Genomic DNA, 14,674 nt, shown 5'->3' on the forward strand with positions numbered 1-14,674 from the left:
AACAACTGGGGTAACGACGGTAGAAGAAGTGCTACGAGTGTTACCCCACAGTGCTTTATCCCGAAAATAATGAAGCGTCAATTGGGCGGAAAAACTTGGGGGTGGGCTAAACTGACAAGTCATCAGAAGACGTAGATCGCTCAGTTAGCGCCTGATCCAAGTTCTTCTCCAATCCGGGAAAATTACTTTCTTTGTCTGTATAAACTTCATAAAATATTTTGGTATCAATAACTACACAAAGTTTTGATTCAAGTTTCTGTGTAGAAGCAGTCGAAAATAGGTTTTTATGACCGTTGTCGAACCACCAATATGTGAGTCGCTTTCCATCCTTACTCCTTCCTTTTTTCTCATGTTTGGCAACAAAACCTAGCCGAGACCACATTTTTGCATATTTAAAATCCCGACGGCAATGTAACCCAATCCCATTAGATTCTTTGGCTACTTGTTTAAGGTAATCAATAAGGAATTTGGCTACCCCTTTACGGCGGTGTGCTGGAGCGACACACAGATGAACTAAGCTATGGCGATTGAATTTTTGGGCATACCGATATAACACATAGCCGATGCACTCCGCTTAAGAATCGAGAGCTACAAATATATTCCCGCGTCTCGCATGATCAATAAAAGCAGTATGACCAAGAAAGCCAAGAGTCTTTTTATTGGCATCCCCCAGTGCTATGACGGTTTGTAAATGTGGGGATTTCTCGTCAATTACTTCAATTTTCACTTTCAATATCTCTCTGCTTATAATTGGGTGTCTCTGCATCGTGCTTGAGAGTAAGTCACTACCTCTCAAGTTCAGAATACCCAACATCCATATTCTGATTACGCCCCACGTGGAATGTTTGATTGAGAGCCTGATTGTTGGGTTGGTTCCATCGGGTGGGCGGCTTGAATGTCTAGGTCAAGGTTCGGATGCTCGTCATCGGAAGAAATAGGTACTGCTCAGCTATGCGAGTACCTATTTAAGCTTGAATTCGGGTCTGCTTTCTCAGTATGGCAACCAGGGGTTAGGAGTTTAAAATCACAGAAAAAGCGCCCAACCCGCGTCCCCTCATCAACATTGGGCAACCATAGAACTCTACGTTGCCGCACCACGGGCGAGGAAAGCTTTGAGCTGGTATAATACCTTGGGGTTTGGTATCCCGTTACCAACCAGCCTAGTAGCCACGGAACTCTAGTCATGGCTCTCGCGAGAAAGCTGCCAAGTCAATTTTCAGTGGAATACGACGCCCGCGCCACAACTTACGAGAGGGACAGAAATCAACCCTTGTGTTTGAGTGGGCATTGGTATCCATAAGGCATGGAAATTCTGAGATGGGGAAAACGTCATCAGGCTGATTCCTGAACTACTTCTGGAGGAGTATGTGGAGCAACTGGAGTGACTCAGTAGGGAGGAAAAAGACGATGAATGAACTCCAACTACAGTAACGGCTCCGACAGTGGATTTGCTACATAGCTTAAACTTGGTAAAATCTCAAGAAATTTCTCTGCGATCGCGTTACCCAGTTCCTTCGGCTCCAGCTTATGCAGTCCACCCCCATACACTCGACCCTCACCCATCAGTGTCTCATCATCCATCTGATTGAGAGCCTGCCACACCAACCGTAGCAACTCAGGCTTCTTCAAGAGTGCCTTCTCCAGAGCTGGTTTCGGATACAACATCAAGTAGACATTGGTTGCCGTCGCCATTGAGTGATTCAGGATAAATCGGAAGGGTCTACCTCTGCTGGTGTTCTGACGCCCCATATAGGTGCAGAGGAAAGGGGAAGGCGGACGCTTTTCCTGCAAGTACCAAGGGGAGCGATGCTTGCACAGGTAGCGATCGCTAATTCCATTCTCTACTCCCATCTGGAGATATTTCCAAAGCGACGGATACTTGGCTTTCACCTCGTATAAAGGCAAGTTGCACGTCAGCAGGAACAGCTTGCTTTCCAAAATGGGATTACCAACACTATCAGCTTCAATCTCATCAATTGATAAAAACCGGGGACTCGGTAGAATCGGCTTTAAGAACTCAAGGGGCAGTTGGTGAGTAGAAACTTGCTCTGGTGTCAGCACGAAGAAATGGTTAGCTCCAGTCGCCAAACCCCGTTTAATCGTGAATAAGTCTGACAATTTCAACGGCAGAAATTCGGAATTTCTGCCCTCAGAGGAAAGCGGCATTCCCTCAGTAGAGGCGGTGTCCTTAAGTTTCAACTGCTGACCACTGGAATTCCTGCTACTATACCCCAGCCCAAACTTAGTCCACTTGACTGTATGGCGTAGCACCTCCACTGAAACCAACTCTCTCACTTTTGGTGCTGTCAGACTCCCGCCATAAGTGAACTCAACAGCATGATTTACTGGTGGCAAAGCCTTCCTGAACCAAAGAACTGCACTAGACACCAGTGCATCTTCAAACTGCACATCATCAGGATAAAAACGATGAACGCGCAGCAAGGTAACGCGATTGAGCAGATACTCCTTTACTTGCTGTCCATAATTCACATCCATAAACCCACTGGGGATTAGCCACCCAGCCAGAGCATCAGAAGCCATCCAGGCATCTGAAATACAGAGGAAGTGGCAGTAGAGTCCGGCTAACCCGCTCAGCTTTATACCGGATGTCTGCTCCGTTGTCCTTTTGAGCCGCAGCTTCTCAAGTCTGGTCAAATGATGATGTCGGACATATGGCGGGTTGCAAATGAGCAAGTTAGCTAGAGCTTCGTCAGAGTTGGGAGGTTTAGCTTGGGTGAAGTCAGCGATAGAGAGTTGTAGCGGCGTGTCACCCCAAAGCTTAATCGCTTCATCCCCGTAGTGCGGATCAATTTCGTAACCTACTGCCGAAACAATTTGTGATAACGAAAATCGCTGCAATAATGCGGAGTAGAAGGAACCAGTACCAAAAGCCGGGTCAAGAAAACGAATTTTGAAGTTTGATGGTAATACCCCTCTGGCATATTCCAGAATGTCTGTTGCCAGTGCCGTTGATGTGGCAAACTGACCAAGCTGATTTCGCTCAGTCTGGGTTTTGGCAGAATCAAGTTGCTTATTTAGCAATGCTCGTGTTAATTCAGTCGCTGACATTCCGCTTATGTTTTACACTCCAAACAACGCTAAGTCATCGATGCGATGTTCCCATACCCAATCAATGCCTTCGGCTGCTTCATAGCCCAAATAGCCACTATCAAAATAACCGCAAAGGAACAGAATAAAACGAATATTATTGCCGTAGTTGAGTCTTAATTGAGCGACTTTAATGGCTTCTTCTTTGCGTCGCTTGTTGGGATTGGTATAGTCCCCAGCGGATTTTGCTTCAATCAGTAACGGTAAGTCACTAGGGCTGGACTGAAGCGGCTTAATTACAGTGTCAATCGGGATATTAACCTGTTTAATGCCTCCCTGTAAGCTCACCGGAATATTGAGGCGAAACGAGAAAGTTCCAGGCTGCATCGTCTGAAAGCTTAACCCAGCTCCTCCCCTAATGTATGAATAGCCACGCTGTTCCAGCCACTGCCTAATTGTAGCCAGCTGTCTGCGCTCTTGGGCATTGCGAACAATCGGGTCAGCAAGCGCACCACATAGACGATCTGCAACAATTGTCGCTGCTCGGTGAACTTGTGTATCGGTCGGTTCCAGCCCGTTCTCCAGCCAGGGAAAAATGTCTTTGTCTGCCAGTCTTGCAATGATTTGACTAATTTTATGAAGTTCAGCATCAACTAATGTACTGCTCATCCGGGGTGGAATTCGCTGTTTCTCTTCCATGTTTTTGACAAGGTTGGGCGAAACTCCCGCTAGACCAATCAGGCGATCGCGGGCGATAGGCGGTGCTGTCGCCATGCGTAGGATGGGCAGAACAGAGGGATGTTGCCGCAATACAGCGGGTATGATGTTGGTGAGATTGGCTGTCCGGGCTAAGGCGGATTCGACAGAGATAGTGGTGGCAATGCGAGTGTCGCGGTACGCTTGGGGCGCGAACTGCATGAACCAACTATTGTAGAAGTCTACCGACTGGGCAATATCTGGCTTCCACAAGTGGGGTTTGTCGGCATTTACTGGCACTGCGTTCCTCTGTATGACCTGAGTGAGACAACCCTTGATTGTCGCCTCATTTCAGTCCATATTGTCTATTTAGAGGTCACAATCACTGCTATCTGCTTGTCCTGAAGCAACGCTCCATCTGCTGTTTGCAGGATGCACTCGCGCTTTCAGCTGGCGAGTTTTGATGGGGAGGGGAGATCGCGACTCTCTCATGTTCAGCCAAAATTCAGGTATGGAACACCTCATCAGGTAGTCCTGCATAGTAATGGTCAAGGACGAAGGGAGGCATTGTAATGATGCACAAAGTACCAAACCGCACCAATATGATTGCTCAATTTTTTTGAGAACGACAAGGTTTTACGGCATTGCATAATAGAGGGATGAATTAGGGTTGGTTTTGATGCAATGCCCAGACTGTCAATCTACTCATATCCGTAAAAACGGCAAGAGAAGGGGTAAGCTTTCATTACATATGTGTTAGTTGTCGCCGTCAGTTTATCGAGCGCTACACTATGGCTCAAGGATACAGTGACGACATCAAGCAGCAATGCTTACGGATGTATGTCAATGGCATGGGCTTTCGAGGGATTGAACGAGTGACAGGTGTTCACCATACGACTGTCATCTACTGGGTCAAACAGGTTGGAGAACACCTGCCTGATGCGTATGATCCTGAAGTGGTTCCACAAGTCGGTGAACTTGATGAACTGGAAACCTTTGTCGGGGCTAAAAAAACAAAATCTGGCTGTGGACAGCGGTAGACCACTTTAGAACAGGCATTTTAGGTTGGGTGTTAGGTGACCATAGTGCAAAGACGTTTGCACCGTTGTGGGCAATCGTTGGAGCATGGCAATGTTATTTCTATGTCACTGATGGTTGGAGTGTTTATCCAGGATTTATTCCATCGGGAGATCAGATTGTGAGCAAAACCTACATGACACGAGTCGAAGGTGAGAATACACGTTTGCGGCACTATCTAGCACGATTACATCGCAAAACATTGTGTTATTCCAAATCCCAAGAAATGCTGAGACATTCAATCCGCTTGTTACTTCACTACTTGAGATTTGGAGATGTCCCGATTCCTGCTTGATTCCTCCCACTATTCAGCAACGCCGGTTTTACGAACTAAGCGCCCCACTCGCTGCCGCAAGGTGTTGTTGAATCGCTCGATATAGCTGGTTTTTCCCGTTTCTTTGCCAACTGCTCGATGTCGCTGGTTCGGTAGCACCTGTTCATAAGCCTCCCAAAAATCGGTGTAGCAGACTGCACACTGGCGGTAAACTGCCGGTAGGGATTGCCAAAGCCCCTTTGCGGCTTGCCCAGAACGAGCGCCCACGAATACCCCAACAATCTCACGGCTATCAGCATCAATAGCTAACCAGATCCATTGTTTGTTGGCTTTAGAACAAACAAATGACCACATCTCATCCAACTGAATCGTCAACCGACCCGGTTTTTTTGGGTGACGACTATGGTCTTTGGAGTCTCATAGAACTTCTGATTGACGTACATTTGCAGCCAACGTTCAGAAACACCCGTTACTCGTGCAATTGCCGCCAGTGCCAGGCGTTCAAGCAACAACCTATCAATTAATTGACGAGTTGCCTCATCAATTGGTTGTCGGCTAGCATTCTCGACAAACTGCCGTCCACAATTTTGGCAGCGGAATCGCGGTTTGCCGTAATGGGTGTGTCCGTATTTAATAGTTTGAGTAGATTGGCACTTGGGACAGTTCATTGATTCGTTTGTAATAATTCAGGTTCTTTGGTTAATCGCTTACCATTACTATGCAGTACTACCCCTCATCATAAATTCCCTGCCATATCGGATGCACCCACCCAGCAATGCGAAGTGCCTCTCGCAGAACTGCTACCGATAGCCCTCGCTCAATCCTCTCAAAAGCAAGTGCCCATCTGGACAGAACACATAAAAATTCATTCAGCTGTTGCGGGCTAAAAGTGGTGAATGCTTCTGTAAAGCGTCCTGCCTGAGCCAATGCTTCACTTGCAATTTCTTCAAGCTCTGTAAAGACTCTATTCGCGAAGATATAACTACTGATTCATGCTACTACGCTATTGAGTAGTTCGCCCTTTGCTAGGAATTGATAACTTCTCCACAGCTTTTCGTTTTGTTTCCTCTCCCCGACGGTCATATTTAGCCACCACTTCAGGCGAAGAGTGTCCCGCCAAAGCAGCCACTGTCACAATATCAACCCCCGCATCCAGTAAATCCGAGCAAAACGTCCGCCGAAAATCGTGAGGAGAAAACAGCGAGACCTCAGCTTCCAGTGCCCGTTTGCGAAGAATCATCAGCACTGCTTGGGGCGTCAGCGGTCTAATATGGATGCGACCCTGTTTCCAAGTAGGACACAACAGCGCACCCGGAGATCGTCCCCTGACCTTCAACCAATCTTCCACCAGTACAATAGCATCGTTTGGAAGGTACACCGTGCGGTTTTTCCCCCCCTTACCCCCCCGTACCTTCACTTCCCCCGTACTCGCCTTAAAATCTTTTAACTCTAAAAATACCACCTCAGCCCGACGCAACCCCACCCGAAGAATCGCAATCAAAGCCGCATCTCTAACACCCGCAGGCGTCGAGTCATAGTGGCACGCCTCAAATAACGCCGCGATTTCATCCTCGCTTAAGGCACGGCCCCTGAGTTCCGGATTGCTCCGAATCTGAGGTAAATCAATTGCCTTGGCATAAGCAGTCGCATCCATCAAATCCAGTCGCAGCGCTTCTTTAAGTACCCGTCTCAAGGCACACATCATCTTTCTGACCGTCTCCGGCTTTCGCGAGGCCAGTAACGCTCCCTGCACCGCTGCCGCGTGCTGATAGCGCAACGCCGCCCAATTGAGCGTCATCGCGTCGCACTGACCGTTCGTGAGCAGAGACGCGATCGCATCGAGGGACTGACGCATCGTCGGTCGAGAGCCGGGTGCCAAAAGAGAAAGGTACACCGCTGCTGGGTGAAGCGTCAGAGGCAGCGGCTCGGTCAGTATCAACTCATAGGTGTCCCAAGAGACAATCCGGGGCATAAATTTATTAGAACAACCGTTCTCGATAATACTCCTAATTGTCGGTCAGGCGGTGCATCCAAGCCAATGTAGACGAATAAAAAAGTTCTTCTGTGAAAAAGTTGTACGGCGAATAAAAAAGTTGTACAAGATTAGGACTGGCATCACTCACTACCTGTCGCCAATACGCTCTCGAAGCTGGGAGCACCCGCTTATACACGAAGAGCCATTCAGGGGGAAAGCCTTGTGTGATTCATATCCGGGATTGAGCGATCGCTATCGCTTCCCCTTTTCGCAAGTGGCTCAAAAAGCCATTATTCCAACGTATTCCGGATTGGAGGAGAACAAAGCTCAAGCGCCAACTGACCGCTCTAGGTTTCCTGATGGCAAGTCACTTTAATCTACGCCGCCTCATCATATCGAGAAAATCACAAAGTCCGACAGATTTGAGTAACCGAATTGTTTGAGTCGCGAGCTGAGCAGTTTAGCCATGTTGAGCGAGGAGGCATCTAGCTGGCGAGGGCGACCGCCTTTGTGATCTCACTTCTGTAGCGACCTGCAATACTAATCGTTCAAACCTGCAATAAAGACATTTCTCAGCCAAAAACACAACTAGCAGAAGAGTAATTGGTTACATTTGTATTTCCCTCTAGAAATGTTTGAAGATAGAAAAAATCCATCTGCTTATGTAGCTTCGCTCAGGAGACGGTAGGAGGAGCCAAGTTGTAATAAATGAGAGGGCTTGAAGTTTTGCCCTCTCTAGGAATTCACTCTAATCCTCGGCTTTGAGAAGAAGTTCTCTTAGGTTTTTGCTCAGTGCATCTGCCTCTTCCAACTCTTGAACTTGCTGAGGAGTGAATTCGTTAGGAACTTGGACAGCTTCAGTTGGAATTGCATTAGAACGCATAAGTGCTCTTCTATCAAGAGGTCGGATGTCTCGCTCAGCTAGAATTAGTTTGTATTCATCGAAGACCCTATCAATATGCCAGTGAACGCCGAAATAAAAGATAGGGTCGGCAATTGCGGTAGCAGGATTGCCCATAGCACCACTAATAGTCATATGCCAACGATCGTGTGGGCGAACCATGATACAACCGAGTTGATTTACGTTCTTGAAGTCTGCTAATTTCCGTGCGCCTGTAATTGTCTCAGGCTCTTCTCCTTGTTGAATTCCCTCCCGTGTAAAATATGAGGGTAGTTGGAATTTCGGATCATCGGTTAGGCGTTTTAGATCTTGAACTGAAATATTGATGTTTGGTAAATATTTCTTAATCTCGGCAACAGAGGGGACGTAAGCTAGTTCATTGGGAATAGGAGTGAGTGAATTCCATTCGGCAGGCAAGTCGTACCCTTTTGCTTTAAACTAGCTAACAAGGCTCTGGTGATCCATGTGACTTTTGGGTTCGCCATCGGTCGCTTTCACCATTTCATGGTGCATTTGTAGAAAGTTTGTTCCAAATGCAATGTCTGTTCCCCAATCTGGAGCGGGTTGTTGAGGGCGAGTTGGATTGGGGTTATCTATATGCCATTTCCGATGGAAGCTGAACATGTTGTGACCATGCATTGATAACATCTCAGCATGATATTCATTTACAGCTTTTTGTGCAGCGATTGTTGTCATGGTGTCCTCTATATACTTAAGTTATGTGTTCTTGCAGAAGAAGCGTTTTGAGTGCTGAAACAAACATTTTTCAGCCATTAAGAAAGATGTTTGTTTAGGTCAATTCTGCGAATGGGTTCAATTGGTACCAGCTCTCGAGCGTGTAAAGTCGATTCGGAAGTGGGGGAAACAACTCCATTACCAACTCTTAACTCAGAAATTAGTGAAAAGTCAACTTGAAGATTGGTTACGCCAGCGACTCCAAGGCTAAACCACACGAGAATCTGTAGGGTTGGCTGAATATAAGAATACATTTCTTTCTCCTTGAGTTTTCAAACTTAAAAAATTAACCTTTATTTGGAAGCGGCTTCTGATTTGTCTCATCCATTTCCAACTAGATGCCCAGCAACTTCAGGAGAAGCGCGTTCCTCTTTGATAGCCGTTAGTAACGTTATTCCAAAAATGAAGATGCAAAAAAGAGAAAGGAAACGAATGTTCATGCTGATGCTCCAAACGCTACGAATGTAATTAGCCTAAAGAACAACGAATCTGTTAGTAGCAGACCTTTAGAGAAAGGTTCGACGTTCTAGAAAATAGTTGTCTTGAAGACGCTTCATAGATTTTGCTACGTTCGCTTGGTAAAAGCGGTCATTAGGCTCTTGCATGAGTTCTGTTTTATGCAGTTTAGGAATTTCCTTATGCTGTTCAAATTTAATGGAGACTTGAGGGAAGAAATTGAAAATGGATTTAGCTGTTAATAATACTGACTTCATCGTTTTCCCCTTTATTAAGCTTTTGAAGAGCTTGGTTTGCAGTGATTCAAATCTCTATATCTAAAGGGTCTAATATTAGCTTGGATTCGTCTATACCAATAAATTAGGGATTTTTTTAAAGTACTAAATTCTAGAACTTTAAAATGTCAGGTAAATTAAGGAAAGCGCAGGAAAAGTTAGTAAGGATATATAACAATCAATTGCTTTGAATGTAGAAATTTTGTAGAACTACGGTAACCCACCCAACCTAGATGAATTATCTCCTAGGTTAAGTGGGTTACAGCGATTAGAAAAATATTGCAAGCAGAGTCTGTGATCCAGTTACTATTTTGAAGTAACAGAAGGTGCTTCTTTGTCTCAAAACGAGACTGTATCTAGATTTAGTTATAGGTGGGTTATGGCATCTCATACGGTTTTCTCAAGCCGTTCTAAGCTACTCAAAATAAATATAAGGATTCCACTAAAAATTAGCAATTTTAAAAAACAATATAATTGCTTTACCAAAACCTTCCAATTTTTTTTTCTTTATAAGTTAAATATAATCCTAGAATGCCAACTAGTATTGTACATATACTGCTAAGTACAAAAACATATGGTATTTGGAGTTTGGTAAGTAAATAACCTATTAATAAACCGGATATAGAATCTCCGACGTTTGCTAATGTTGAAAAAATACTAAAAGTTTTACCCATAAATTTCACAGGCATATTTACTTGAATAATTAATACTAACAAAACGTCTACTATTGCACCAAAGATACCTATTAGATGAGCTATTAATATAGCTGCCCAGGAGTGCTGAATTAAACCTAAAAATCCTAGCATAAGACCATACAATAGCCATCCAAAAAACATTATTTTTTCATGAGACTTATTTTGAAAACTTCCTGCTATTAATGCTCCAATCATTGTACCTATAGCCATCATGCCCATAATGCTGCCTAAAAGTTTAGAGTCGCCTTCAAGTACTTCATTCACGTAGGTTGGAATTGCTAATCTTAGAATTCCGGCGACCGATAGTATTGCTGCTGCCGACAGAAGGATACTAAACAATACGTTTCTTCTTTGTCCTAATAAATCCAAAGTACCTTTAAATTCGCTTAAAATTCCGAAATTTATACTGCTTTCCTCTAAATTGTTTGAAAACTTGTAAGAAATCAAAAATATGGAAAAAGCGGAAATGAAGAAAGTTACTGAATCGATAGCAAAAACTACTGCGGCTGGTGTGGCTGATAGCAGGAAACCTCCAATAATTGGTCCAACAACACCTGCTAGCTCATAGGATGCTTGAAGAAGAGAATTTGCATGTATAAGCTGATCTTTCTTGAGGATATCTGGTATAAAAGATTGTAAGGCAGGCTGAAAAAAAGAACGTAAGACAGTTAGGATAAGTAGAACAACACTTAAGTGCCACAACTCAAGCTGATTAGTTAGAACTAGTGCAGTTAAAGGAAGTACAGACAAACCACGTAAAATATCGGTAGCAATCATAATCATTTTTCGATTAAATCGATCGCTATAAACGCCTCCCACAACTCCGAAGATCAAGTAGGGTATGAACCGAACAAAAAAAACTAAACCAATGGCAAAATAATCATTCTTAGAAACTTGGATGGCAACCCAAACGAGAGCTATCTCATGTAATGAATCGCCTAGTTTAGAAAATACTTGTCCTAACCAAATTAAAAAAAAGTTTCTAGAGCGTAATAAACTAATATAGCGATTTAGCATAATGTAGTTAACCAGTAGATTTTGATTATTAATTGAGGTTAAGAATTAACTTTTCTAAACCCCGAGAAGCAATTCCTATACTCCAACTTGATTCAACAACACGAACTCTCGAATCTGAAAGACAAGTTAACAAAGTATCAATCACAACTTTAGCTTCAAGTTTTGCTAGCGCAGCCCCCATACATTGATGTGCTCCATGACCAAATGATAATGGAATGTTATTTGAGCGCTGTATTATAAACAGATCTGGATCATTAAATCGTGCAGAATCTCTATTTGCGCTACCAATACTCATTAAAACTTTTTGACCTGATTTAACAATATTTTCGCCTATCTTGATATCGCTGATAGCAAACCTACCAATTGTTTGTATAGGACTATCGTAACGTAATGATTCAGTAATCAGTGATGGAATAAGCGCACGATTATGAAAAACTTGTTGATAGTTTTGAGAGTTTTGATAAAGAGCTAATAGTGCAATTCCCATTAAATGAGCTGAAGATTGATGCCCAGCAGCTATTAGTAAAAGCATATTTGCAACAATTTCATTTTGGGAAATTTGATGTTCATCCATCGTAGAAATAAGGCTTTGTAACAAATCATTTTTAGGTTCTTTTAGTCGTTTTTCAATAATAGTTGAATAAGCATAGTTAAGGTAGCTAATACTTCTTAGGGTTTTTAATATATCTCTGCTGGACTGAACTTTTCCATCTAGAAAATTAATGTAATCTATCAGACAGATATCGGATTCAGGAAATTCTTTAAGATCTATACCTAGTAACTTATAAATTACGTTAGATACTAAGGGGAAAGCTATACATGACATAAAATCAAATTCTCTTCCAACTTCAGATAAAGCCGCGTCAAGCAAATTTGTTGTTTCTACTTCAATGTATGTAGAAAATTTTTCTATATTTTTTGGAGAAAAGATTGATAACCAAATTTCTCTCAAACTGCTATGAGTAGAAGAGTCATTAAAAATCATTTGTCTTTGAATTATTTTTAATGATTCTTCAATTAAATGATGTAATTTTTCTGGAAACATATACTTATCTAAGCTTAAACGTTGATTAGATAATTGCGGTTTCTTTAGAGCTTCTGAAATATCTTGGTAACGAGTTAGTACCCATGCGTTTAAAGGTTCATCCCAAAAAGTAGGATATTGTGAGCGAAGTTTATGGTAAAGTGGGTAAGGGTTCTGTTGATATTGTTCTTCAAAAATATTTATGAGACTCAAATTTGTATTCATAATATTCACTAATTGTTCTAATACTAGAAATAGGGCAAAGATAAGCCCTCAAGGAGAAGAATAAAATCATACCTATTTTTATTCTTCTCCTTAGATACTACTTATAAGGATCGAGATTTAAATGTACTATCCCATGAGTAAGATTTGTTCTTTCGTAACTTCTCGACCAGTCTGCCGAAGTTGCTGAGCAATAAAGCTATTCAAAATGCGTTTTTCATGTTTAGGTATAAGGTAGTACATTATATTTACATACCAATACCATCCAACTTGGGTTATCTTGTATTCATCTGGCGTCTCTTCGATTAATTCAGCATTTACAAGTTCCTGTAAATATTCCAAAGTTTCTGGATAAACTGATTGCAAATCAACACGTGATTTTTTAACAAAACCGTGGTAGGGCAAATGTAGAATTAATCCTCGGCTTGCGTCAGCGTTCTTATCATGTTTACTCGCTAGCATTTCCCAAATACCTTCCTCTAGAACAGATTGAATATATTTACTTCTGTTTGATGTATTGGTAATAACATAGTTGTTTAGAGACGAAATGGCACCAACTCCAAAGCCAATAATTTCTCTATCATCATGCCCATATACATATTCGTGGTACTTAAACGAGTAAGAATTTGTTACAACTGGTTGTTCTGATAGTTCTTGAGCAGTAGCACGGACATAGCCATGACCATTGTGAGGGAGAAATCCATTGGCTCGCATGTACTGATTAAGAAGAACATTCATAGAAAACCGACTCATAGCTGTTTTTGGAGATAAGCCGGCTTCCTTGCTCTTCTGGTGTAACTTAATTTGGGTAACTACATGATCAATTGGATAAACATCTATTGTTGGTGTACCTAGAGCAATAGCTTTTTGCAAATCACGAATGAAATCATCCTCTGTTTGTCCATTCATCCCATACAAAATATCGAAAGAAATATACTCGAGATACTCACGAAAGATTTCAACTGCATTATAAATTTGGTCTAATGTAGCCGTTAGATCAAATAAATCACGATAGAATTGATTGAAACTTTGAAGTCCAAATCGAGCATGAGTGACTCCTATCTCTTTCATAGCAGCTACTTTATCTCGGTTAACACTCTTAACCTCAGCTTCAAAGGAGAATTCCTGCATTTGACTAAGATCAAAATAATTGTGGATAGCATTTCCTATTCTTAAAATTTGCTCTGGGCTTAATAAGGAGGGAGTACCACCACCGAAGAAAATTGCTCCAATTGGTACTTCAACTACAGATTTAAATTGTGATTTTATTTCAATTTCACGTATTAAAGCCTGAACATATTTTTCAATTATTTCGTCTCCTTTGTACATTCCTCTAACAAAAGGACAAAAGTTGCAAATTGTTTCACAAAAGGGAATATGAAAATAGAGTGCGCGGCTTGCTAGTTTTCGGGTATCTAGTTGGTTGTAAATTGATAAAATCTCTTTGAGATCTGTTCCGTCAATGTTTTGTGCTTGCAGTGGATAGAAAAAGTTGTATATAGGCAATTGCTGATTGAATTTAATTAGGCCATCATTTTTGATCAGGTGCATATTCTTTTCCTTGCGTATTGCTTAATGATTTGATGAAGGATTTTAATTGGTGATACTGGAAATTCCAGGTAAGCTTCTTTTGAGACTTTAAGTTTCTATTGAGCGCTACCTCAAACAAGCTAAAATCATTAAGTTCTATTCAAATAGAAGCTGTGAAAATGTACCTGAATTTCAGTGATATTTTTCCTATTAGAGTGGTTTTAAAAACTTCGTCCCCTAAAAATAGGTAGTCTAGGGTGGTGAGAAGTGTCCTTACCTCTTTCAGTGATAGCTTTCCATACCTTTGATGGTTGTAGTTCTTCAATAAGCTCATTCAATACCAGCTCTGGGTCTGTGCTACCACAAGAAAATAAATCTAATGCAATAAAGTCTACTTCTGGATAGGTGTGAAATGACGCATGAGATTCAGATAGTAGGAATATACCTGTCACTCCATTTCCACCACCAACAAACTTATGGCATAGTCTACCAACAATATTAAATTGGTACTTGTTTAAAGTTCTTTCAAACAGAAACATCAGGTTTTTGTCATCTTCTAAAGTTTTAGAGTTTATACCATATAGATCGGATAAAATATGCTTGCCAATCCTGTCCATGCTTATTATTTCTCTCAAGGTTTTTTGGTTTATAGTAACGTATAGCCGATTTAGAGTTACAAGGCACTAGCGGTTCTAGTGCCTTGTAATTTTCAATTACCAGGCAACCACAGTATATTGTGGTTGCTTATT

Annotated in this window: 13 protein-coding genes and 3 pseudogenes; 2 read left to right on the forward strand and 14 right to left on the reverse strand. The window is 42.1% G+C overall.

The window, feature by feature from the left end; genetic code table 11:
• Window positions 1–574 precede the first annotated feature (574 nt).
• From NDI44_RS27565 to NDI44_RS27580, 4 genes and pseudogenes are all read right to left on the reverse strand, one after another.
• Window positions 575–727: a hypothetical protein gene (locus NDI44_RS27565; RefSeq protein WP_190416218.1), complete on the reverse strand. Its 153-nt coding sequence runs from the start codon at window positions 725–727 to the stop codon at window positions 575–577.
• 695 nt (window positions 728–1,422) lie between these two features.
• Window positions 1,423–3,069, reverse strand: a complete 1,647-nt coding sequence (locus NDI44_RS27570) for an SAM-dependent DNA methyltransferase (protein ID WP_190416219.1) — start codon at window positions 3,067–3,069, stop codon at window positions 1,423–1,425.
• A 12-nt stretch (window positions 3,070–3,081) separates the two neighbouring features.
• The gene (locus NDI44_RS27575) at window positions 3,082–4,044 is read right to left on the reverse strand and encodes a XamI family restriction endonuclease (RefSeq protein ID WP_190416220.1); all 963 of its coding nucleotides are present in this window, start codon (window positions 4,042–4,044) and stop codon (window positions 3,082–3,084) included.
• Between the two features lie 248 nt (window positions 4,045–4,292).
• A pseudogene (locus tag NDI44_RS27580) lies at window positions 4,293–4,385 on the reverse strand (IS1 family transposase); the annotation flags it as partial.
• A gap of 38 nt (window positions 4,386–4,423) precedes the next feature.
• Between NDI44_RS27580 and NDI44_RS27585 the strand changes: the two are divergent.
• Window positions 4,424–5,116 (forward strand): annotated as a pseudogene (locus NDI44_RS27585) (IS1 family transposase).
• Window positions 5,117–5,140: 24 nt separating this feature from the next.
• Here the strand turns inward: NDI44_RS27585 and NDI44_RS27590 are convergent.
• The 3 genes and pseudogenes from NDI44_RS27590 to NDI44_RS27600 all read right to left on the reverse strand — a co-directional run.
• Window positions 5,141–5,763 (reverse strand): annotated as a pseudogene (locus NDI44_RS27590) (IS1 family transposase); the annotation flags it as partial.
• A 58-nt stretch (window positions 5,764–5,821) separates the two neighbouring features.
• Window positions 5,822–6,022 carry a hypothetical protein gene (locus NDI44_RS27595; RefSeq protein ID WP_190416223.1) on the reverse strand — a complete coding sequence of 67 codons (201 nt, stop codon included), beginning with the start codon at window positions 6,020–6,022 and terminating at the stop codon, window positions 5,822–5,824.
• A 76-nt stretch (window positions 6,023–6,098) separates the two neighbouring features.
• Entirely contained in the window at window positions 6,099–7,067 is a 969-nt protein-coding gene (locus tag NDI44_RS27600) for a site-specific integrase (protein WP_190416224.1), read from the reverse strand.
• A 223-nt stretch (window positions 7,068–7,290) separates the two neighbouring features.
• On the opposite strand from NDI44_RS27600, the gene NDI44_RS27605 reads away from it, so the two are divergent.
• On the forward strand, window positions 7,291–7,446 hold the full coding sequence (locus tag NDI44_RS27605) for a hypothetical protein (protein WP_190416225.1): 156 nt from the start codon (window positions 7,291–7,293) through the stop codon (window positions 7,444–7,446).
• A gap of 372 nt (window positions 7,447–7,818) precedes the next feature.
• Here the strand turns inward: NDI44_RS27605 and NDI44_RS27610 are convergent, their stop codons facing one another.
• The 7 genes from NDI44_RS27610 to speD form a co-directional block, all read right to left on the reverse strand.
• Window positions 7,819–8,388: a tyrosinase family protein gene (locus NDI44_RS27610; protein WP_190416226.1), complete on the reverse strand. Its 570-nt coding sequence runs from the start codon at window positions 8,386–8,388 to the stop codon at window positions 7,819–7,821.
• Between the two features lie 21 nt (window positions 8,389–8,409).
• The gene (locus NDI44_RS27615) at window positions 8,410–8,667 is read right to left on the reverse strand and encodes a hypothetical protein (protein ID WP_190416227.1); all 258 of its coding nucleotides are present in this window, start codon (window positions 8,665–8,667) and stop codon (window positions 8,410–8,412) included.
• Between the two features lie 545 nt (window positions 8,668–9,212).
• The gene (locus NDI44_RS27620; protein ID WP_190416228.1) at window positions 9,213–9,419 is read right to left on the reverse strand and encodes a hypothetical protein; all 207 of its coding nucleotides are present in this window, start codon (window positions 9,417–9,419) and stop codon (window positions 9,213–9,215) included.
• A gap of 497 nt (window positions 9,420–9,916) precedes the next feature.
• Window positions 9,917–11,149 carry an MFS transporter gene (locus NDI44_RS27625; protein WP_190416229.1) on the reverse strand — a complete coding sequence of 411 codons (1,233 nt, stop codon included), beginning with the start codon at window positions 11,147–11,149 and terminating at the stop codon, window positions 9,917–9,919.
• A gap of 28 nt (window positions 11,150–11,177) precedes the next feature.
• Window positions 11,178–12,398: a cytochrome P450 gene (locus NDI44_RS27630; protein WP_190416230.1), complete on the reverse strand. Its 1,221-nt coding sequence runs from the start codon at window positions 12,396–12,398 to the stop codon at window positions 11,178–11,180.
• A gap of 126 nt (window positions 12,399–12,524) precedes the next feature.
• Window positions 12,525–13,946, reverse strand: coding sequence for a radical SAM protein (locus NDI44_RS27635; protein WP_190416231.1), 1,422 nt, complete (start codon window positions 13,944–13,946; stop codon window positions 12,525–12,527).
• Window positions 13,947–14,146: 200 nt separating this feature from the next.
• A complete protein-coding gene (gene speD / locus NDI44_RS27640) occupies window positions 14,147–14,542 on the reverse strand; it encodes an adenosylmethionine decarboxylase (protein WP_190416232.1) in 396 nt (131 codons plus the stop codon).
• Window positions 14,543–14,674 lie beyond the last annotated feature (132 nt).

It is taken from the genome of Trichocoleus sp. DQ-A3 (genome assembly GCF_039961975.1).
Lineage (GTDB): Bacteria > Cyanobacteriota > Cyanobacteriia > Cyanobacteriales > FACHB-T130 > FACHB-T130.

Bases quoted from the DNA above. Each gene is read 5' to 3' on its own strand.
- NDI44_RS27570 (WP_190416219.1), bottom strand. From the start codon at position 3,069: ATGTCAGCGACTGAATTAACACGAGCATTGCTAAATAAGCAACTTGAT.
- NDI44_RS27600 (WP_190416224.1), bottom strand. From the start codon at position 7,067: ATGCCCCGGATTGTCTCTTGGGACACCTATGAGTTGATACTGACCGAG.
- NDI44_RS27615 (WP_190416227.1), bottom strand. From the start codon at position 8,667: ATGACAACAATCGCTGCACAAAAAGCTGTAAATGAATATCATGCTGAG.
- NDI44_RS27620 (WP_190416228.1), bottom strand. From the start codon at position 9,419: ATGAAGTCAGTATTATTAACAGCTAAATCCATTTTCAATTTCTTCCCT.
- NDI44_RS27625 (WP_190416229.1), bottom strand. From the start codon at position 11,149: ATGCTAAATCGCTATATTAGTTTATTACGCTCTAGAAACTTTTTTTTA.
- NDI44_RS27630 (WP_190416230.1), bottom strand. From the start codon at position 12,398: ATGAATACAAATTTGAGTCTCATAAATATTTTTGAAGAACAATATCAA.
- NDI44_RS27635 (WP_190416231.1), bottom strand. From the start codon at position 13,946: ATGCACCTGATCAAAAATGATGGCCTAATTAAATTCAATCAGCAATTG.
- speD (WP_190416232.1), bottom strand. From the start codon at position 14,542: ATGGACAGGATTGGCAAGCATATTTTATCCGATCTATATGGTATAAAC.